The 19,855-nt window shown below is 41.0% G+C and carries 20 protein-coding genes; 5 read left to right on the forward strand and 15 right to left on the reverse strand.

What is annotated here, in order from left to right:
• Nucleotides 1–528: 528 nt before the first annotated feature.
• The 10 genes from B4U84_RS20235 to B4U84_RS20275 all read right to left on the reverse strand — a co-directional run bounded on the left by B4U84_RS20235 (nucleotide 529) and on the right by B4U84_RS20275 (nucleotide 7,324).
• Entirely contained in the window at nucleotides 529–1,365 is an 837-nt protein-coding gene (locus B4U84_RS20235; protein WP_017310957.1) for a metallophosphoesterase, read from the reverse strand.
• A 351-nt stretch (nucleotides 1,366–1,716) separates the two neighbouring features.
• Nucleotides 1,717–2,253 carry a (2Fe-2S) ferredoxin domain-containing protein gene (locus B4U84_RS20240; RefSeq protein WP_131120327.1) on the reverse strand — a complete coding sequence of 179 codons (537 nt, stop codon included), beginning with the start codon at nucleotides 2,251–2,253 and terminating at the stop codon, nucleotides 1,717–1,719.
• 133 nt (nucleotides 2,254–2,386) lie between these two features.
• Nucleotides 2,387–2,590, reverse strand: a complete 204-nt coding sequence (nifT, locus tag B4U84_RS20245) for a putative nitrogen fixation protein NifT (RefSeq protein ID WP_017310959.1) — start codon at nucleotides 2,588–2,590, stop codon at nucleotides 2,387–2,389.
• A gap of 12 nt (nucleotides 2,591–2,602) precedes the next feature.
• The gene (locus B4U84_RS20250; protein WP_017310960.1) at nucleotides 2,603–2,881 is read right to left on the reverse strand and encodes a nitrogen fixation protein NifZ; all 279 of its coding nucleotides are present in this window, start codon (nucleotides 2,879–2,881) and stop codon (nucleotides 2,603–2,605) included.
• Nucleotides 2,868–4,001 (reverse strand): homocitrate synthase, encoded by a 1,134-nt coding sequence (gene nifV / locus B4U84_RS20255; RefSeq protein ID WP_017310961.1) that lies wholly within the window; start codon nucleotides 3,999–4,001, stop codon nucleotides 2,868–2,870. Before nifV ends, B4U84_RS20250 begins: the two co-directional genes overlap by 14 nt.
• A 252-nt stretch (nucleotides 4,002–4,253) precedes the next feature.
• Nucleotides 4,254–4,418 (reverse strand): hypothetical protein, encoded by a 165-nt coding sequence (locus B4U84_RS30720; protein ID WP_165490323.1) that lies wholly within the window; start codon nucleotides 4,416–4,418, stop codon nucleotides 4,254–4,256.
• 213 nt (nucleotides 4,419–4,631) lie between these two features.
• Complete coding sequence (locus tag B4U84_RS20260; protein WP_131120329.1) at nucleotides 4,632–4,832, reverse strand: DUF2949 domain-containing protein; 201 nt, start codon at nucleotides 4,830–4,832, stop codon at nucleotides 4,632–4,634.
• A 114-nt stretch (nucleotides 4,833–4,946) separates the two neighbouring features.
• Nucleotides 4,947–5,198, reverse strand: a complete 252-nt coding sequence (locus B4U84_RS20265) for an Asr1405/Asl0597 family protein (protein ID WP_131120331.1) — start codon at nucleotides 5,196–5,198, stop codon at nucleotides 4,947–4,949.
• 56 nt (nucleotides 5,199–5,254) lie between these two features.
• Complete coding sequence (gene cysE / locus B4U84_RS20270) at nucleotides 5,255–5,962, reverse strand: serine O-acetyltransferase (RefSeq protein WP_017310965.1); 708 nt, start codon at nucleotides 5,960–5,962, stop codon at nucleotides 5,255–5,257.
• Between the two features lie 513 nt (nucleotides 5,963–6,475).
• On the reverse strand, nucleotides 6,476–7,324 hold the full coding sequence (locus tag B4U84_RS20275) for a class I SAM-dependent methyltransferase (RefSeq protein ID WP_131120333.1): 849 nt from the start codon (nucleotides 7,322–7,324) through the stop codon (nucleotides 6,476–6,478).
• 626 nt (nucleotides 7,325–7,950) lie between these two features.
• Between B4U84_RS20275 and B4U84_RS20280 the strand changes: the two genes are divergently transcribed.
• Nucleotides 7,951–8,379 carry a hypothetical protein gene (locus B4U84_RS20280; RefSeq protein WP_017310967.1) on the forward strand — a complete coding sequence of 143 codons (429 nt, stop codon included), beginning with the start codon at nucleotides 7,951–7,953 and terminating at the stop codon, nucleotides 8,377–8,379.
• Nucleotides 8,380–8,421: 42 nt separating this feature from the next.
• On the forward strand, nucleotides 8,422–8,802 hold the full coding sequence (locus B4U84_RS20285) for a hypothetical protein (RefSeq protein WP_017310968.1): 381 nt from the start codon (nucleotides 8,422–8,424) through the stop codon (nucleotides 8,800–8,802).
• 68 nt (nucleotides 8,803–8,870) lie between these two features.
• Here the strand turns inward: B4U84_RS20285 and B4U84_RS20290 are convergent, their stop codons facing one another.
• Together B4U84_RS20290 and B4U84_RS20295 are read right to left on the reverse strand one after the other, a co-directional pair.
• Nucleotides 8,871–10,085 (reverse strand): HhoA/HhoB/HtrA family serine endopeptidase, encoded by a 1,215-nt coding sequence (locus tag B4U84_RS20290; RefSeq protein ID WP_017310969.1) that lies wholly within the window; start codon nucleotides 10,083–10,085, stop codon nucleotides 8,871–8,873.
• A 262-nt stretch (nucleotides 10,086–10,347) separates the two neighbouring features.
• Nucleotides 10,348–11,328, reverse strand: a complete 981-nt coding sequence (locus B4U84_RS20295) for a DUF1517 domain-containing protein (RefSeq protein ID WP_131120335.1) — start codon at nucleotides 11,326–11,328, stop codon at nucleotides 10,348–10,350.
• A gap of 734 nt (nucleotides 11,329–12,062) precedes the next feature.
• On the opposite strand from B4U84_RS20295, the gene B4U84_RS20300 reads away from it, so the two are divergent.
• Nucleotides 12,063–13,295: a glycosyltransferase family 4 protein gene (locus B4U84_RS20300; protein ID WP_131120337.1), complete on the forward strand. Its 1,233-nt coding sequence runs from the start codon at nucleotides 12,063–12,065 to the stop codon at nucleotides 13,293–13,295.
• 51 nt (nucleotides 13,296–13,346) lie between these two features.
• Here B4U84_RS20300 and thiS read toward each other — a convergent pair whose 3' ends face one another.
• The gene (gene thiS / locus B4U84_RS20305) at nucleotides 13,347–13,559 is read right to left on the reverse strand and encodes a sulfur carrier protein ThiS (RefSeq protein ID WP_017310972.1); all 213 of its coding nucleotides are present in this window, start codon (nucleotides 13,557–13,559) and stop codon (nucleotides 13,347–13,349) included.
• Nucleotides 13,525–14,670 (reverse strand): thiamine phosphate synthase, encoded by a 1,146-nt coding sequence (locus B4U84_RS20310; RefSeq protein WP_044447808.1) that lies wholly within the window; start codon nucleotides 14,668–14,670, stop codon nucleotides 13,525–13,527. The genes thiS and B4U84_RS20310 overlap by 35 nt, the downstream gene beginning before the upstream one ends.
• Nucleotides 14,671–15,133: 463 nt before the next feature.
• Between B4U84_RS20310 and B4U84_RS20320 the strand changes: the two genes are divergently transcribed.
• Nucleotides 15,134–17,059 carry a DUF1565 domain-containing protein gene (locus B4U84_RS20320; RefSeq protein ID WP_131120341.1) on the forward strand — a complete coding sequence of 642 codons (1,926 nt, stop codon included), beginning with the start codon at nucleotides 15,134–15,136 and terminating at the stop codon, nucleotides 17,057–17,059.
• Nucleotides 17,060–17,622: 563 nt separating this feature from the next.
• A complete protein-coding gene (locus B4U84_RS20325) occupies nucleotides 17,623–18,855 on the forward strand; it encodes a YARHG domain-containing protein (protein ID WP_017310976.1) in 1,233 nt (410 codons plus the stop codon).
• A 182-nt stretch (nucleotides 18,856–19,037) separates the two neighbouring features.
• Here the strand turns inward: B4U84_RS20325 and B4U84_RS20330 are convergent, their stop codons facing one another.
• On the reverse strand, nucleotides 19,038–19,757 hold the full coding sequence (locus B4U84_RS20330; protein ID WP_131120342.1) for a hypothetical protein: 720 nt from the start codon (nucleotides 19,755–19,757) through the stop codon (nucleotides 19,038–19,040).
• Between the last annotated feature and the right edge of the window lie 98 nt (nucleotides 19,758–19,855).

Below are 19,855 nucleotides of genomic sequence, written 5' to 3' on the forward strand. Positions count from 1 at the left end.
TTGACGCGGGGACGAAGAGTGGGAAAGAAGCGGGGATCACCTCCCCTAAAAGGAGAATTTAAGTAAATACTGTTGATAATATCAAAATCTGTAGTCAATTATTGCGAAAAATTACTACGAGTCACATTTGGTAAAAAAAAGTCTTTGCTGAAAAAAGTGATGCTAACTTAGAAATTAGGCACAAGAGAAGTTAAAAACTTCAACCACAGCTTCTGAGATTAGGGTTTGTGCCTCCGGCTCTAGTCTAACCGCAACAAGTTATAAGTCATTGCATCCTTTGAATGTGTTTTCGCCTTGAGTTCATTTAGTTGTTTTGGAGGTTTTTGAACGCACAGCCAAGAATGCCTGCCTAGCTGGAATTGATTTAAGGATGCTTTAGACGGAAGGATCTGTAGTTGCGAGCTTTGTCCACTTTATCTGAGTTATTTTGATCTGAATCTCGACTCGTATAAATTTATTAAGGATATTTATAAACTACCGCTAGTTAATGACGTTGTTCGGTCATAACTGGCGGTAGTTTAGTTTTGGCTAATTTTGTAAAGTAATCACAGTCACTTCTGGTGGACAAAATAAACGTCCTGGCGGATAAGTTCCTAAGCCACGGTTAACATATAATTGATTATTTTCCACTTTGTGAAATCCTTTTGCCCATTCCCAATGTCGCATCACTTTCACAGAGTTACCTCGCAAAAATGGTATCCATCGCTTTACTTTTGAGGGGGTTTTGTAAACAAGTTTTTTATAGTAAAGTACTATCGGCCCAACACCTGGAACTACAATTTGACCACCATGAGTATGACCAGATAGCTGTAAATCTACTCGCCATTTTTGGAGAAATTCAGCAGAATCGGGATTGTGTGACAAAACAATACAAGGTTTTGTCGGATCTAATTGGTTCATCACAGATGCAGGATTAAATTCCCGTGACCAAAAGTCAGCAAGTCCAACTAGAGGTAGTTCTTCTCCGAAAGGATAAGCAATTTCGTTCCAAAGGACTTTGACTCCGATATTGGTGAATGCGTTGATGATTTCTGCTTTAGAATCGCGAGAACGATAGCGTATATCATGATTGCCGAGTACAGCATAGGTTCCCAGGCGACTTTGTAAGTTTTTGAGTCGCAATACTAGTTGGTGAATAGGAGTTGGATCATCTGTAACATAATCACCAGTTAGTACAACCAAATCCGGTTCTGCTTCATTACTCGTGGCGATCGCTTGTTCTAACATTTTTTCCGACAGTCGCAGACCATCATAATGTAAGTCTGACATCTGCACCAGCTTCGTACCTTGTAACGATGCTGGCAAATCTGCTATGTTGACTGCTAATTTTTCTACACTTAAAGGGCCAGATAATAACCAGTGCATCGTATTGAAACTACTCCTGGAACGAGCGACTTAAGTTTAACAAATACTCATCTTTTTGGTCTGAGCCAGTCTACTAACTTCTCAAAAAATTTATATAAACAAATTGATTTAACAATATACCGGTAAGTTAAAACCCTGAGCTACTAGCACAAGTCGTCTTAAGACAACTTCATAAAATCAACAGTCTGCTTTAAGCAGACTTGAACTATGAGATTTCAATCGCAGGCTTCTAGGTTGAAACCTAAAATTTGTGGTGTTCTGAAAATTGCACACAGCTAGAATCCCGACTTCTACCCTCCGGGTGTTTATAAGAAGTCGGGAATATTGTTGTTCACGAATAGTTTAGAAATGCTATAAATGATCTTCTAACAAAGATGCGATCGCTTCGGGATGGACTTTCTTAAATTCTTTATGACCCAGTTGCACGATACAGTTAGGCGCACTACTACAACATTTTAAACAGCCGGTTTCCTCAATAGTGACTTTATCTTGCAAGCCGCGATCGCACAAAATCTTTTCTAATTCTGACAATAAACCTTTACCACCCCGTTTGCGACAACCAGATTTTTGACAGACTAAAATTTTGGCTTTAGCTTGTTGGGGATTTTTTTGGTTGGGACAAACGCCTAATGGTTTTACCCCATAAACTTTAAATTTGATTTTACCATTGTGAGTGTTTAACTTGCTCAAACCAAATACCCGCAAAAGTTCGCCGGGTTGCAAATTGACACCAAGATATGCACGCAGTTGTTTCGGGAGTTTTAGTTGTACTTCCCCAGATGCGATCGCTAAACGTAAATATTTAGAATCTGCTGATGATTTCCCGATCAAACCAAGGAATTGTCCTTCTAAATTAAATTCTGATAATGTCAAGTATTTGCCGCCCATTTTAAAATTTATTTGGTAGATGGTGCTTGATTGTTGGTAGATGGTGGTTGGTTATTAGTAATAGGTAATTTCACTCATTAATCACAAATTACTAATGACAAATAACCAATGACCAATAACAAGTATAAAAAAATTATGCGAGACGTCTAGCCTCAAATGTTTGAGGTAAAACTAATGGTTCTGGGAGGTTATAAAACTCTAATTCCCAACCATTTGCCAAGGTGAAAATTTTACCTTCAGAGCTTTCTGTTTCTTTGACAACTTCTTCTTCGAGGTCTTTTTTCGCAACGTAAACAACTAAAGTGCCAGCGTTATTTCTCCGTAGCATTACTTTCATAAATTTACTTTCCTATTCTACGTCTTTAGATTTTTCAACTAGTTCTAGCTCTTTTTTCTTACACCCAACAATAAATCCTGTTTCGAGGAAATGTATTGCATAAATATAGGATCTTTGTAAAAATGAACCTATACTAACGACGTAACCAATATCTCCTTTTTTAGCAAGAATTGTCCCAATTTCTTGACCAGGGAAAGTCCCATCGTTTTTAATTTGTTTGCGGAGCCGGACTTTATCACCAATATCAAATGCTGGCGGATCATATAGTTCAACTTCATCATCTGATTGCATGAGAAACCCTCTGTTCGTAAACTAAATTTAAAAGTTCTTGGGTGGTGAGACTGCGTTTTTTCTGAATAGATAATTGTCTAACAGCATCTAATACAGATTGAGTTTCTTCTGTGTTGAGAATAATGCCGTGCTGCTGTAGTAAATTAGATAATAAATGTCTACCAGAATGTTTACCTACAACTAAACGCCGTTCCCAACCCACTTCTTCAGGTGCAAATGGTTCGTAGGTGGTGGGATTTTGGAGTACACCGTGAGCATGAATTCCAGATTCGTGAGCGAAAGTATTTTCACCCACAATTGCTTTCCAAGGTGGGACATTGGAACCAGATGCTGCTGCTACAAGTCGAGATAGTTCTAATAAACGTGGTGTATCGATGCCAACATCTATACCATGAATACGTTTGAGAGCCATGACAACTTCTTCTAAAGCTGCATTTCCGGCTCTTTCGCCTAAACCGTTGACTGTGGTATTTACTGATGAGGCTCCGGCTTTGATACCAGCAAGGGCGTTTGCAGTCGCTAAACCGAAATCATTGTGGGTGTGAATTTCCACAGGAATCATCAAAGCGCCAATCAGCCGATTTACTTTTGTGTAGGTGCTGAAGGAGTCGAGAACTCCAACTGTATCGCAGAAACGAAACCGGGATGCACCCCATTCTTGAGCGTAATGGGCGACATCAAAGAGAAAGTTTTCATCAGCACGGGAAGAATCTTCCCCTCCAACCGCAACCCAAAGACCTTGATCAACAGCAAAGCTGATACTATCTTTAAGTTGTTGCAAAGTTACGCGCCACTGACCGTGAAATTTGGTAGCTATTTGAATTCCAGAGATCGGAATAGAAATGTGCATTCTTGTCAAACCACAGGACATAGACGCCTGAATGTCTGAAATCACAGCCCGATTCCAACCTAGTAATTTCGCCGATAATCCTAAATCAGCAATTGCTGCGATCGCTTGCTTTTCTGACTCACCCATCGCCGGAATTCCGACTTCGATTTCGTGAACACCGATCGCATCCAGAAATTTGGCGATCGCTACTTTTTCTTGTAAGTTAAAAGCAACACCCGCTGCTTGTTCGCCATCACGCAGAGTTGTGTCATTAATAAGAACTTTATTCATTACATAAATACCTCTAATGAAGTGTGTAGACGCCCTTGAGACGACTACCTACGGGGTAGTATGAAGGATGAAGTGTGAAGTATGAAATGTGAAATTTCAATTTTTTCATCATTCAAACTTCAGCCTTTACCTTTTATCCTTCATACTTAATGATTCATCCTTTAGCCTTCATCCTTAATCTTCATTCTGACTCAACCAATAACTTTAATTCTGTATGACATCAAACCAGTAATTGGTATAAATTAACAGTGATCAGTTATCAGTTGCTCTTTTTAATAACTGTTCACTGTTCACTGATTGCAGGATTTTATCTTCAGAATTATTAGGAATTTCATTGAATAGCATATAACTCATGAAATTCTCTGCTATTCCTGATAAAATTAACAAACTCAATCCGGCAATTAAAGTGGAAATCATGATATTTACCTCGGTAGTAAAAGTTTGACATCTCAAATATCAAAGAATCGTTTTGTGTTTTGAATTCGTAATAGTTATTTTTCAAACACCAGATGCTAAAACGTATGTAATTTATAGGATGACTGGCATTTTTGATTTATTCTGAATACTTATTTGATGGTTCCACGTATTGAAGTCAATCCAAAATCCAAAATATCAAATCTAATGAATTGGTTAAGCTTGTTTTTCTAACCAATCAAAAATCCGCTCCAGCTGTTCTATATCAACTAAGCCATACTGCCACAACAGCATTGGTAATGGACCATTTTCTAATTCGCGTTTTCGTAGAGCTACAGCGATATCTCCACTTGAAAGTTCAAGTTCATTCTGCAAAAAATTGATAAATCTTATCTCACTTTGACAGTTTGCTATCATAGAAAATTTAACTTTAACTTGAGTGTTGATCTGTTAAAAAGTCCTGCCCCCAAGAATACTACTCTGAAAAATAACTCTCCAAAATTACCCCAAACAATTATGTAGATAAAATAATCACATCTGCCAACATCTTTCTAGCCAATCGATTAATTCTTGGCGAGAAACAGAAAACTGTTTGACAATACTGTGAACAAGAATTACTGTAAGAGAATTATCTACCTGTACCCGTAAAGAACCATCACAATCACACAAACAGGGAATCATCAACTCTTGCAAGCGGTGATAAACTTGCCAGCGATCGCTTAAAGGAATCTGCACAATACAATAGTGATCACCCAAAGTATTAGAAGTGTAAGGTGGTAACATTTATTTAGTTAGTGATTAGTAGTTGTTGGTATTGATTAATGACCAATGACCAATGACTATTGACTTTTAAGACTTTGCAATTGTTGTTCAAGCTGTTCTACACGTTCTTGCAAAGAACGAATTAGGGTTGCTTCAACATCAGGAAGTTTCCCATGTTCGAGGGGAGATAGGCGATCGCTTTTTTTGTGGGAAATATTACGTCCAGGAATACCTACTACAGTGCAATCACTGGGGACATCTCGTAGCACGACTGAACCGGCGCCGATACGGACGCGCGCGCCAATCTCAATATTCCCCAAAACTTTTGCACCTGCTCCCACGACAACGTTTTCACCCAAAGTCGGATGGCGTTTACCGGTTTGTTTTCCAGTTCCACCCAAGGTGACACCTTGATAAATCAAGCTGTAGTCGCCGACAATGGCGGTTTCGCCAATCACGACACCCATACCATGATCGATAAATACGCCTTTACCAATTTTTGCACCTGGATGAATTTCAATCCCTGTCAAAAATCGCCCCAAGTGAGAAATTAACCGGGGAAAAAAAGCTATCTGGTGACGGTGTAACCAGTGCGCGAGACGATGTAAACACAATGCATGGAATCCGGGATAGCAAAACAGCACCTCCAACCAATTTCGTGCTGCTGGGTCACGCTCAAAGATAATGCGAAAATCACTCCACAAAAGTTCAAAAAAAACGCCATTTGCACTATCCGGTGTTTTGGCAGTATTTGAATTCTGAATAGGGTTTAAGGTCTGTTGCATTGGTAATGCTCTGATTCAAAGCAGTGCGCTATTTTTCTGCTTATACCAGACACCTGTTCAACAGACAGTCCAGTCAATGACGATTGAATTTATTGGATTAATTAAAGTTGTACTCAAGTACCCAATCCCCCATTTTATAAAGATTTAAAATTTGTCTGGGGGTAGGGGTACTAGTATTTTTAGAATGGGGGTACTAGTATTTTTAGGTGAGGGACTAGGTATTTTGGTACTCAGTCTCTAGTCCTTAGCTTGTAAGACTTTGCTACGATTTAAGCAATATATTTTTGCATAACTTAACGTGTACTCACCCAACCGAAAATGTGCGGTTGATAATATTAAAAGTAGAATTTCTGTATATGGAAATACTATTAAAATTTTATTATTTTGTTGGTGAAAAAACAAGTGGAGAGCTAGCGCTCTGCAATTAAGTCATCCTCTAAGACCCCTACACACGCCAGGTGCTACAACGCGGGGAACCCGCGCAACGCACTGGCTCCCCTACACCCCTAACTCTTACACCCCTACACCCTTTTGATAAGAGAGAATCAAATAACGAATTAGCTGCAAACGACTAACCCATTCAGCCATCACTGTAGAATTATCTGGTTGTGGGTTTTCTCCTGTGCTTTGCAGTTGCCGCAAGAAAGGATATGTTGGTAAGGTATTGAGGGTAATATCTTCTTCTAAAATTGGGGTAAATCCTGTCGTTTGGGCTAAATTTCGATATGCGCTCAAGGTGATATTACTGTCAACATATCCAAAAAAATTACTCAGAAAAGGTTTAATTAAATATGACCCTAGTTGCATGAAGGGAAGAAAAGCTTCTTGGGGTACGAAGTCACAAAGAGCAAGTTTTCCTCCTGGTTTTAATACTCGCCATGCTTCTTGAAAAAACTTTTGGCGACTAGGAAAATGAAATATACACTCTACTGCTAAAATTAAATCAAACGAGTTATCTGCAAACGGTAACTGACAAGCATCTCCTTCTATAAATTCAATATGATTGCTGTTGCGGGGTTGAACTAGTTCTTTGGCCCTTTGAAGTTGACGGGGATCGATATTTAAGCCGACTAAGTGCATGTTAATAAAGTGATCGCTTAAGCTGGCGATCGTACCACCAAAACCACAGCCACAATCTAAAATTCTTTGTCCATTACTTGCACCACCAGCATCACATACTCGCCGAGTCAAATTTTCCGCAGCTTTGGCAAAGTCATCTATGGAACCATCAGCATTGGTAGGATTTTGCCAATAACCCCAGTGTACATGATGCCCAAAGCTTTTGATGACTTCGGTTTTTCCTTGGCGAATGTCTTCAAAAAGTTGGTCAAAATAAGGTAGTTCAATTTTCTGGTTTTGCAAGATTTTAATACCAATTTGTTTGTGTATGTATTGTACTTAGGACCAGCCCTTTCAAGGTGGAGCAAAATTCTCAACAATCAACTCCTCTGTAAGCTCTTATCTCTGTGTTCTCTGTGCCTCTGCGGTTAAATAAATAACTTTTAAACCGCAGAGAACGCAGAGAGCGCAGAGAGGAAAAAAGAGATTTTATGAGTCACCTTGAAAGGGCTAGTTCTAGTACTTTGGATGCGCTGCTGAATTTCCGAATCAAAAAAGTAAAAGGTAAAAGGCAAAAGTAATGGGAAGGTTTTTTACTTTTACCTTTTACCTTGGCGTTTTTCCTAGCATTGGATACAAGTTTTAAATGATACTATAGTCATTCGATGAAGATCAACCGCCGAAAATACCCCATAACCCTAGCAATATCTAAATTATTCGCTCATATTCGACATTTTTCTGCCCAAGTCATGCCAGATAAAAATTCCGTATTTAAGCGACAGCGTTTACAAGCAGGCAACAAAGTAGGATTCCTTAGTAACGTTGGTATAAATTTACCTTGCTTGTCGGTGTAAAAGCAGCGGTGATTTGCTTGGAACTTCCTTGGCAAATATGCTGTCTTTGGAATTGAGCTATAAGTTAGTCAGTGTATGGAAACTAAGAGCGATTCTGAACAGAAAAGTATTCAAAATTCTGGATCGATTCTCAAGGTACGTCGGTTGGTAGGATCAGCAGTAGTTGTGGCTTCTGTAGGAATAGCTGGTTACATAGCTGGTTTTGCTGTTGGTAAACACGAAAGTGACTTTAAAGCAAACATTCAACAGGCAAAATTACAAGGAAGATTATGTCGAAAGTTCAATCGCGGTGAAGTGCAACCAGAAGATGTTGCTGCTGGCGGTAAGATGTCTAATGTGCAGGATATTTTAGCAGATTTACAAACAGTGCAAATTGAGCTAGCGAAAAAAAGACTTGTCTATGTGGAAGAACAACCAACAATTGTCAAGTTGAAGGCTCAAGAAACAGCTTTAAAATCTTTATTAAAGCAGCGTATAGATGGTATTTGTAATGCTGTGAATTAGTTTTTATTTGTCATACTAAAAGAAAAAGCGATCGCATTAACAATGTTAGGTAATTTCCAAAAAACTCAACTTAGGATAGAAATAGAAGCACCAGCAACTGCTATCTGTGACAGTCTGCTACGTCCTGCACAACTAGAAAAATGGCTACTATCTGGTCGTCTTCCCACCGGGATGCCAGAACAATTACATCGAGGATTTCAGTTTACCACTCGATTGTGGCCAGTTGCGATTCATCATCAAGTTGATGTCGCAGATTCCAATCGTCTGCGCTTAATCCTGAGTCAAGGAATCGATGGTTTTCACGAATGGTACTGGGGAGAAGGTTGGGTACAATCTCGCCTAGAAGGAATTTCTATTTTCCCACTTGCTTTAGGACAAAGTTTGAATTTACTAAGTTTGCGTCAGTTTTTGGCAAAAAAATAAATTAGTTGTTGGTTGTTTGTTGTTTGGAAAAACCATCAACCAACAACTAACAAGCAACTATTCACTAATTATGAAGCACCCTTTAATTCAGCTGTGCGTAGTGATAATTGCTGTGTCTGATTTCCGCGTTGGACTTTCACCTGTAACACCTGGCCGATGCGAGTGTCTTCCACAAGATTTTGCAGCTGTTCAGCACTAGTGATTGCTTGTCCATCGATTTGGGTGATCACATCTCCGCGTCGGATACCTGCTGTAGCAGCTGGAGAATTAGGTAAAACCCGCATTACCAAAACTCCATTCACTTCTGGAATCAGGAACTGAGAATTGGGATCATTGTTGCTTTCTTTGGCTAACTGGGATGTGAGAGTTACCATTTGCACACCCAAGTAAGGATGAGCTACTTTACCACCGCGTTGCAGTTGAGCTGTGATTTGTTTGGCTTTGTCGATGGGAATAGCAAAACCAATCCCCATTGCATCAGCACGAATTGCTGTGTTAATACCGATGACTTCACCTCGATCATTTAACAACGGACCCCCAGAGTTTCCAGGGTTAATTGCAGCATCTGTTTGAATAAAGTCCAAGCGTTTGTCAGGGATACCAACTTGGGCGCTAGAACGTCTAAGAGTGCTGACAATTCCCAAGGTGACAGTGTTGTCAAATCCCAAGGGATTACCAACTGCGATCGCCCAGTCTCCTACTTGGACATTAGAAGAAGAACCCAAAGGTGCTACAGGCAAATCACCACCAGCGTTAATCTTAACTATAGCCAAATCGGTGACTTCATCCACACCTTGAACTTTGCCCTCAAAAGTGCGTCCATCTTTAAGGCGGACTGTGACTTTATCAGCATTATCGACCACATGGGCATTAGTCATCACAAAGCCACTTTTGTCAATAATAAAGCCAGAACCCAAACCACGTAATTGTTCCGGGGGTAACTGTTGGGGGAAACTTTCACCAAAGAACCTGCGGAAAAATGGGTCGTCATAAATATCAGGCAGACGACGGGTAACTGTACGCTCAGTATCAATTCTAACTACAGCTGCACCCACACGATTCACAGCCGCGGTCACAAAGCTACTGTTACCAATAGCTGCTGTTGCTGGTGATTGCTTTTGAGCAATAAGTTGTGGTGTATCATTTGTAACCTTTTTCGGTGCTGGGTCAGCTTGGGAAGGTGACACTTGGAGAGTACCAACAGTTAGTACAACTCCTAAAATTATGGCTAATACATGGGTTCCGAGTTGTCGAATAGACCTGGGTAGTTGGGAGAATTGCATAACCACAACCTTATTTTTCAGTCTAGTTAATTACGTAATCGTGACAGTTTTCTCTAAAATTATTGTTGCAGATTTAATGATAATCCTTACGTGTTGACGCTTCGTTTCATGTTGAAGTTTCGCGATGACCAAAACTAGGAGTGTAGGAGTTGTGAGTATTGAGAGAGCCAGATCCCCGACTTCTTGGAGAAATCGGGGATCTTGTTGTTCACGAATAATTTAGGAGCAAAGTTTTTCGGTTATCCCGACACAAACAAAATAATTAGACCAGTTTCAGTTCTGGATATTGTGCCAATACATCTTCACTGGTAAGGACATCGCCTTCTGCTTGCGGAGTCCATAGTACTTCAAAAGCTAACAGTTGTTCGCCAGGAATACTACCGATTTGACGTAAGGCTTGACGCAGGTCATCGGCGTTGTTGATTTGTGGTACTTCAAATTTACCAAGAGTCGCAGCCAACAAAGTCACAATGATATATTCTCCTGGGCCTTCAGTGATTAGGCGAGTTGGGTTGTCGAGTTCATCAGCAGACGGTAAAGTTTCTTTAGGAGTTGCGCCTTTGAGCTGGTTGTTGAAGTTAGACAAAGTTTCTTCACTGAACTTGCTACGTTCAGCCAATGCTAAACGGTTGAATGTTGATTCTGCTGCATTCAAACGTGCTTGTTGAGTACCACCACCAGCATAGACCCAATATTCTGGATGACGGAGTAAAGCGAGGCTAGCTTCTTGTAAGACTTCAGATCTACCCTGTGAAGAATTGGTATCAGCAGTTTCAGCAATGTAGTTGAGTTCTGGTTGTAAACTACGGGCATTAGCTAATAAACCCACCTGTAACTGACTGATGGAAACTGTAGGGTTGCTGCTGTAACCGACATCGTCACCACCACCACTAACAGCACGACGGAATGATTGTACTAAAAAGCCAGCGACCGCCAAAAAAATCAACAGACCAAATAGTCCACCACCAAAACCAAATACTGGCACTATAAAAGGAAATCCGAATCCACCACCTGGATACCCTGGATAATATCCACCACCGTATCCACCGCCGGGAGGTGCATAAGTGCGGGGTGAAGAGTAGCCACGACCACTACTAGGCATTCGGAAGGAACCACCACCGATTCGACCCCCACTAGCTGCTAACGCGCCGTCAGCATGACTCAGTGCCAACGTGAACACCAAAAAGAGGACAAATAGGGGTTTCAAAAGTGATTTGAAGGCTTTTTGCAGTTTTTTATGCATAACACAGTTACTTGAAAAACGATATTGATTATATTTTTCCAAAGGCGGAATTTTTTTGCGTTTGGTGAGTGACGCTAGCCTGTACCATGCAGGGAATGTCAAAATCAAAGTAGCTCTCATCACTAGCTACATCTTAAATTTATCGTTTCTTATCCTGTGTTTGCAGCTATCCTCTAGCCTAATCCGGTCGCAATATCCGTACTTGTTTGGGGATCGGGGATCGGGGATCGGGGATCGGGGATTAGGGACAAGGGATCTCTTAGCTCTTAGACATGCTTAGAAAGGAGAATAACCAAATGTTTGCTCCCTGCTAAGAGCTCCCTGCTCCTTGTTCCCCGCTCCCCACCGATCCCCGATCCCCGATCCCCGATCCCCGATCCCTTCTATTCGGCATTTTGGCAGAACATTTTGATGGTATTTAGTTATTCTAGTGATTACATTTATACTGAGTAAACGGTTACACAATTCTTTGCGATTATGCAGCTAGAGATGTAGCGATCGCAACTATAAAACCCAAGACCTACAAGGTCTTAAAAGAATAGTTAAGAGTTGATTAATAAAGTGAATATCAAATCTGGAAAGTGTGTTAAGAATGTGTAGCGCACTACTGAATTAGTTGTGTGACAACACTTGAGATTGATGTAATTATTAATTCAGTAGGGGCATACGTTTGTACGCCTTTACTATCAATCAACAGCGAAATCAGTTTTTAAATTTTATTTATTAAATTTCTGATGGAACAGATTTCATCAAGGGTAGCGACCGTTGGAGAACAAACTGTATCTCCAGATATTCTAGTCGTATGCCGCACTTTTCTACCCAGGGAAGGCGGTATTGAGGAGTATATTTATAATCGCTGTCTACAAGATACAGATAGGGTAATTCTTCTTACCACTAGCTGTGCAGGAGATAAAGCTTTTGATAAGTCACAGGTATTTCCTGTGTATCGTTGGCATATTCCCCAGTCTTGGCGTGATGTTTTGAGTAAAAATATTCTCAAACCAACTCTAAATATAGTTTGGTCAGCTGTTTTCGCAATAAAACTTTATTTTCGCTATCATTACCGCTATATCGAATGGGGTCATGGCTACGATTTTATTTCACTGTTGTTTTTGAGCTATCTTTTACCGATTCGCTTTTTTATCTATCTACATGGAAATGATATTTTATGTACTTTACGCAATCCGATAATGCGATCGCTGTTTGCATTGACTTTAAAAAGAGCAGAAGGTATTGTTTGCAATAGCGGCTGGACACGAGATTTACTCACCACTCATTTTCAGCTTCATAACCCCACTCACGTTATTCATCCTGTAGTTAGAAGAAAAAAATTTGGTGTAGCTAGTCCTACCGCAATTGAGGAATTACGTCTACGGGTACGCAACAACCACGACATTCCAAAAAATGCAGTAGTAATTCTCTCGGTCGGCTGTCTACAAAAGTATAAAGGTTTTGACTTAGTCATAGATAATCTACCCCTGCTGCTCACTTTAGGGCTTGAGGTTCATTACATATTGTGTGGACAAGGCCCTTTTGAGGCAAAATTACAATCTCAAGTACGACGCTTGCGCTTGGACAAATGGGTACACTTTACTGGACATGTTGCTGAACGGGAATTGGCTGGTTACTATGCAGCTTGCGATATATTTGCTTTGCTGACTTTATTTGATCGCAGCGCTAGCCCTCACTTAGGTTTTGGCATGGTCTACTTAGAAGCAGCTTACTTTGGTAAACCTATTATTGCCTCAAATTTTGGTTGGGTGACAGATACAGTTCGTCATGGGGAAAATGGTTTAATTGTCAATCCTTATTCTGGTTTAGAAATGTTTCAAGCATTTCGCCAGCTTTGTGAAAACCAGCAACTACGCGAACAACTAGGACGTAGGGGAAAAATACTAGCAAACAAAAGAAGCCTGCACCGATGGCTTTATATCCCTGAATCTCGCTATTCTTGTTTACTGACTTAGGAAACAAATTTCCCTTGTCTCCCGTGTCCCCCGTGTCTCCCTTGTTTCCCATTAACCCCCACCAACAATAGTGACAATTTCTAAGCGATCGCCTTGCTGTATTTTTGTTTCCTGCCAGTACTGACGGTGTAAAATTTCACCGTTGTATTCTACTGCCACCAAGCGAGGATTAAACCCTAATTGTTGAAGTAGTTCAGGTAGGAGAGTTTGAGGTAAGCAGCTACGAGGTTCACCATTGATCTGGATAGTAATTTGATTCGACATAGGAATTATCAGGATCTGGTTGAATACGATTGAGCTGCGATAGAAAATATTGTGTCACTAAAGTAGGTTGTTCAGCTTGCATGATGCCACGCACAACTGCTACACGCTTCGCTCCAGCATCAATCACATCATTGATGTTGTTGGGATCGATACCGCCAATCGCAAACCAAGGGATAGAACAATTTTTAGCAACGTAACGAACATAGTCTAAACCAGCAGCAGGCTTACCTTCTTTTGTGGGAGTTTCATAAACAGGCCCAACACCGATATAATCTGCTCCTTCTTTGACAGCCCGTTGCATTTCCTCAGAATTTGTGGTAGAACGACCAATTAGGCGGTGAGGCCCCAGCAATTGTCGAGCCATAGCAATGGGCATATCTTGTTGTCCCAAGTGTACCCCGTCTGCATCAACAGCCAAAGCTATATCTACTCGGTCATTGACAATAAAAATGGCGTTGTAGGTATGACATAACTGCCGTAATTTTTGAGCTTGTTGGAGACGGACAGCATCATCAACTTTCTTATCCCGGTACTGTACTAAAGTTAATCCTCCCTTGAGGGCAGCTTCGACTGTATCTAGTATTTTGTCACTAGGGGAGGTAACAAGATACAAATGCGATCGCAGCAGTAACTGATGTCGTTGATAACCCATCAAGTTACTTTCTAGGGTATAAACCCGGTAACGCATCTGCTTAAAAGCTTTCCCCATATTTGGGTGATAAAGCTTGCCATATTCTTCCAGCACCCGCATAGCTTCTTCTACTCGACAGAAGTTAGCTTGCAGCAAAGATTTGATACTAGCGCGCTGCTCTTCTTGAGGATGGGTTAATTCAGTACCAGGATCACCGGGTGTATCTCGAGCCGCCCTTAAATCAGCAGTATGCCATGTTGCTAATTCTTGGCGCATCCGCTTGCATTCCCCAGTTAACTGGTTATTATTTAAGCCAAAACGACACCATTCCTCAATAATTCGCAAACCTTCACGCGCACGATCCAAATTTGCATCTAAGATGCGACAAATAACTTGACTTACTTGCTCTGTTTGGCTGTATGGCTCGACCATTACAACAATCCCATTAGTGTTTTGATCGTAACAGTCAGTCCTTTTCATAGTTGCAATAATTTTTTCATATATTTTGTTTCTTTAAATTAAAAATTTGAGGTTCGAGATAAAGAATTAGAAAATAGGAATTATAAAATATTTTTACTATAACCTCTACTCCTAGAGTGAAGGGGAGCGGGGAGCGGGGAGCGGGGAGCGGGGAGCGGGGAGCGGGGAGCGGGGAGTGTGAGGAGACAATGAGGAGAGGGCAAGGAAGAATTTATTCCAATGCCCAATGCCCCATGCCCAATGCCCCATGCCCAATGCCCCATGTCCCATGCCCCATGCCCATATGTGAGTGATATCATCGACATTTTTGCAATTGAGAGAGTATAAAAATTGCTTATTGGTTGTAAGGAGTGCAGAAAAAGTGAATTTCCCCCTCGTTGTTTCTAAGTCTTGTCAGGCCGACGTTCTATCAGCACAGAAGATTAACATAAAGCAGAATTCACATCCGTACTTAGAAGTGACAATGCTTTTTACTTCTCATTCCGTGCGTTTGTTTTTGAACGCTGCTGGTATGGGAGTTGCAAGTCTGATGCTTATTAGCTGTTACTTTGATACCGCCATCGCTCAAACATCTCCACCACAAAAGCAGATACACCATACTGAGGAAACAATCTCTCAGGTAAATGTGTTGTTTGTCAACCCAAGTGTCGGAAATGACAAGCAAGGAAGCGGGGGTGAAAGTACACCTTTGAAAACGATTACCAAAGCTTTGCAGCTAGCTAGCCCTAATACTGTGATTATGCTTGCTAAGGGAACTTACAGCGGCGAGACAGGAGAAATGTTTCCATTGATACTCAAATCTAGTATTACAATTCAAGGAGATGGTAGTAGCAAAGGTCGTGGCATCATCATCAGTGGAGGTGGTGATTACCTGAGTCGGAGTTTTGGTAGTAAAAATGTTGCTGTTGTTAGTGCCAAAGGAGCAAAACTAACAGGGATAACGGTGACAAACTCCAATCCAGGTGGTTACGGTTTATGGATTGAGTCTAACAATTTTACCGTTGCAGATAATACATTTGTTGGTAATACTCAAGATGGAATTACTGTGACTGGCAATACTGCACCGATCATCCGCAACAATTTCTTTGATCGCAATAGTGCTAACGGGATTACGGTTACTGATACCTCTGGTGCAGAAATACGAGAGAATGTGTTTCAAGAAACAGGCTTTGGCATCAACATTGCCCAAAAAGCTCATCCTCTGGTGCTAGGTAATCGAATTATCAACAATAGAAGTGGAATCATTGTGCAAGCTTCTTCTCGTCCCATTTTGCGGAATAACGTGATTGAGGGTAATCAAGAGGATGGATTGGTGATATTAGCTCAAGCACAACCAGATTTAGGTAATACTTCCGAAGCAGGTGGTAATCAGTTTCGCAACAATGGTCGCTATGATATCAATGCCAGTGCTAGTAAGCAGATCATTACTGCCTATGGGAACATTCTTGCTAGCGATCGCATTGCAGGTAATATCAATACAAATGGTACAACAAGTGCGATCGCTCAAAATTTACCATCTCCTCCCATCACCACAAATAGCACCCAGAAAACGCCAGTAAATGAGGAAATCACCTTTTCTGCTCCCAGTGTCCCTATTAACACCGTAACTACTACAGCTACTTCCACGGGGAAATTACCGCCTCTTCCCGTTCTCCAATCTTCTCAGCCGTCACTACCTTCCCCTCCCCCGGCTGTTGTATCTTCTTCTGTTAATAGGGCTTCCAGACCATTAAATAGACAACTACTACCACTACAACCAGTCAATTCTACTTCTAAGGTTATTGGCACTATTACTAAGCCAAAGCAGTCCATACAACCAGCTACTTCTAGAGTAGTTACAACTCCAAACCAACCAAAATCACCAACCTCAAGAAACACTGCGGGATTTCCTATTCCTAGCAGCTTGACAGTGAAACAAACAGCTACGGGTTGGCAACAAGCAAATACACCACAAATAAATTATGTACAGGTAGCACCAAATACAGTCGAATTTGTTGCACCTCAACCCCAATCTCCACCGAATCCAGTCACATCCACATCAGTAAAAACAGCAATAAATCAAATTTCATCATTACCAGCGCTGCAACCTCCAGCTATTTCTACCAATAATGTTCCTGTCGGTAATCAACTACCAGTATCCAAAAATCCTTCAACTACAGCCTATGCTGGCGGTTCACTAGGTACGCGCTACCGGGTGATAGCAGAAGTACAAAATCAAAGAGATCAAGAGTTAGTTAGATTTCTAGCCCCTGGTTCCTTTCCCACTTTCTGGGAAGGTAAAGCAGTTATGCAAGCAGGAGTGTTTAGCAATCGGTATAATGCCGAGCAGATGTTAGCTATTCTTAACAATAATGGTTTGAAGACTGTGATTGAGCCAATTGGATACTAGGGCATTGGGCATTGGGCATGGGGCATGGGGCATTGGGCATGGGCATTGGGAAGATAATTGTCAAATAATTCTCCTCACACTTCCCCCACCACACCCCTAGACGCCACTTCCCCCACTTCCCCCACTTCCCACACCTCCCTTGTCTTTCTTGTCTCCCTTGTCTTTCTTGTCTCCCTTGTCTTTCTTGTCTCCCTTGTCTTTCTTGTCTTTCTTGTCTCCCTTGTCTCCCGTATCCTCCTTGTCCCCGATTCCCGATCCCTATTTTTAAGACATTGATTTCTTTAATAAAAATTTAATAATTACTTCTCCACCCTTACTAATACGGCTTTTTTGCCATCTCCTGACGCTTGCTATTTTCAAGCGAGTATAGAAAATTGTGTCAAAATTGATTGTCAAACAGTTGCATAATTCCACAGTAGATTGAGAAGATAGAAAGACTTCATCGTAAAAACCATAACAGTAACATCTTTTTCCTAGTACTTTTAGTGAGAAACACTAGTGTGGAAATACTTCCACAAACACCTCTTGCAGCATAGACAACCACCTAGACTCTCAACAGCAACATGGATACTTGCAAAAGGACCACTTTCAACGAAACGAACTCCAACAAACCTGATGATACAGAACAAGGGGAAGTGTTTGGCATCCCTAATCTACTATCACTCCCATTACGAGAGAATGATCCCGATATGATTGATCTCCAGTGTTTAGAAACTGAAGCAGATCCAAACAAACCTGAGTCAGACAAACAACAACAAGAAGTTTTCCCGCAAACTACCTTGATTCAAAGAGTTGTTGTACCAAGAGCAGACTTTATCAAACAAAATTCCTGCGGTAAATCTGCTGAACTACCAATATATCCAATCCAACGCTATCCCCTTTACGAATCTACTGAGTCAACAACACAATTCACCCAAGAAAACTCAGTCTATAAACCTGTGAAGCAGGAGAAATTGCTGGACACAATTTCTTATATATTTCTGGATGATGAAAATCTCGATGAGATTGACCACTACACTCGAGAATCCCGGACATCTTCACCACACTCCAGACTACAAACAAAAATACCCAGTCGGTCATCAAGTGTAGGCTTCAGTTCTAAGGTAGGGCTAGCTTCAATGATGTTTGCTGGAGGATTTGCTGTTGGAGGAGTTTCCTGTTGGTCTGTCATATCAGATCAATTTGCCTCAGCTAATACTAAGCAGCAGAAATCAGTACAGAAATTTGCCAGTAATATTTCTGTATATAGCACCAATGCCTTAGAAAAAATAAACATCAGTAAACCCGAAATCGAACTTCCAGAGTCGAGTTTTACAGCACTTGAGCCATCTGAGGAGAACGAATCGCAGGCGACTTCGCAACCAGCTAAAAAGTCTAGTTTGCTCCAAACTGGCTCTCCACTGTCTAAATCTCTTGCTAAACTGACCAAATCAGAGCCTACTTCACAACCAGCTAAGAATCAGGCTAACCAAAATCAAACTGAACCGCCACTACCTCAATCTCAAGTCTTGGCTGCAACATCAAAGCCTTTATTCCAGCAGCGATTGCTCACCTCGGCTGACCTCAAGGGTCGTAATGGGAAGGAATTAACGCTAATGCGTAATGAAATTTATGCCCGTCATGGTCGTCGTTTTAAAGAGCAAAAGCTACAGAGTTACTTTGAAAATCAAAGTTGGTATCAACCTCGTTATGCTGTAGGAGAGTTTCCTGACTCTATTCTTTCTCAAATAGAGTTAAAAAATGCCATCATGATACGTGAGCATCAGCGTATTCACGGTTTAATGGTTGATCTATAGCTACCTTTGTTTGAAGGGCGACTTCAACCAGGGTGTTTTTCTGTCGCCCCTGTTATATTCAAGACTTAATGATTAATAAAGTGATCTAATTTTCAATCTAAAATTTAAAATCTAAAATCTAAAATTCCAAATCTAAAATTTAAAATCATCTAACACGATCGCATTAATTATTATTTAAAAATTTAGGGTATTTCACCATTTATTGTTTCTTGAGCATAGACGCTTAGTAACTTGTCATTAGACATCGCTTTCAGTTTTGAGGTAAATGATTGAGAGCGATCGCTTGTTTGGGGAGTAAATTGCTCAATCGGAGAATTATTGACAGCAACTGGAAGCAGCTTTCGTTGCGGTTTAGGAGTGGGAGTAGGAGTGACAGAGAGGGAAGAAGACGCGGTGACGCGGTGAGTGGGAGACGCGGAGAAATTATCAAGATATCTCTCCGTCTCCCCCTGTCCCCCATGTCCCCCTTGTCCCCCCTGTCCCCGTGTCCCCATGTTTTCCTGCTTGACTACATCAGGACGAGGGTTGTGGTAAACAGAAAATTGAGACCATGTTGGCACTGAAGTTAAGTTTTCGGGGAACTTGCTGCAAATTAGGCGCTCAAATTCCATATTGAAATGAAAGACAGCCTGCCCTCGTCGCTGCCAAAGTGTTAATATTTGCTGTACTGATATCGCTTTATAACGCCCCTGATACAGTGCCTCAATCACTGCCATATGTAACCAACTATCAGAATATTGCTGTTGCCAACGATGAACTAGTTCACTGGCCTGATAACCACTGAGATCAAAACTATAGTGAATCAATAAGGCTGTTGCCAAGTCGGCAGATGTTCCCAAACTTGGTATAAAAGGTGTAATTTCGGTTTGAGGCAATAGGGCTAAATCTTGCTCCCGTTGCATATGGCTAGCTTTTTGCTATTGTTTTTTAGATAGTTTTAATTAAGCTTATTTGTTATGAAGACTGTTAGGGGATTGGGGTAGATGGGGTTCCCTTTGGG

The sequence above is a fragment of the Westiellopsis prolifica IICB1 genome (assembly GCF_004323185.1).
Taxonomy (GTDB): Bacteria; Cyanobacteriota; Cyanobacteriia; order Cyanobacteriales; family Nostocaceae; genus Pelatocladus; species Pelatocladus prolificus_A.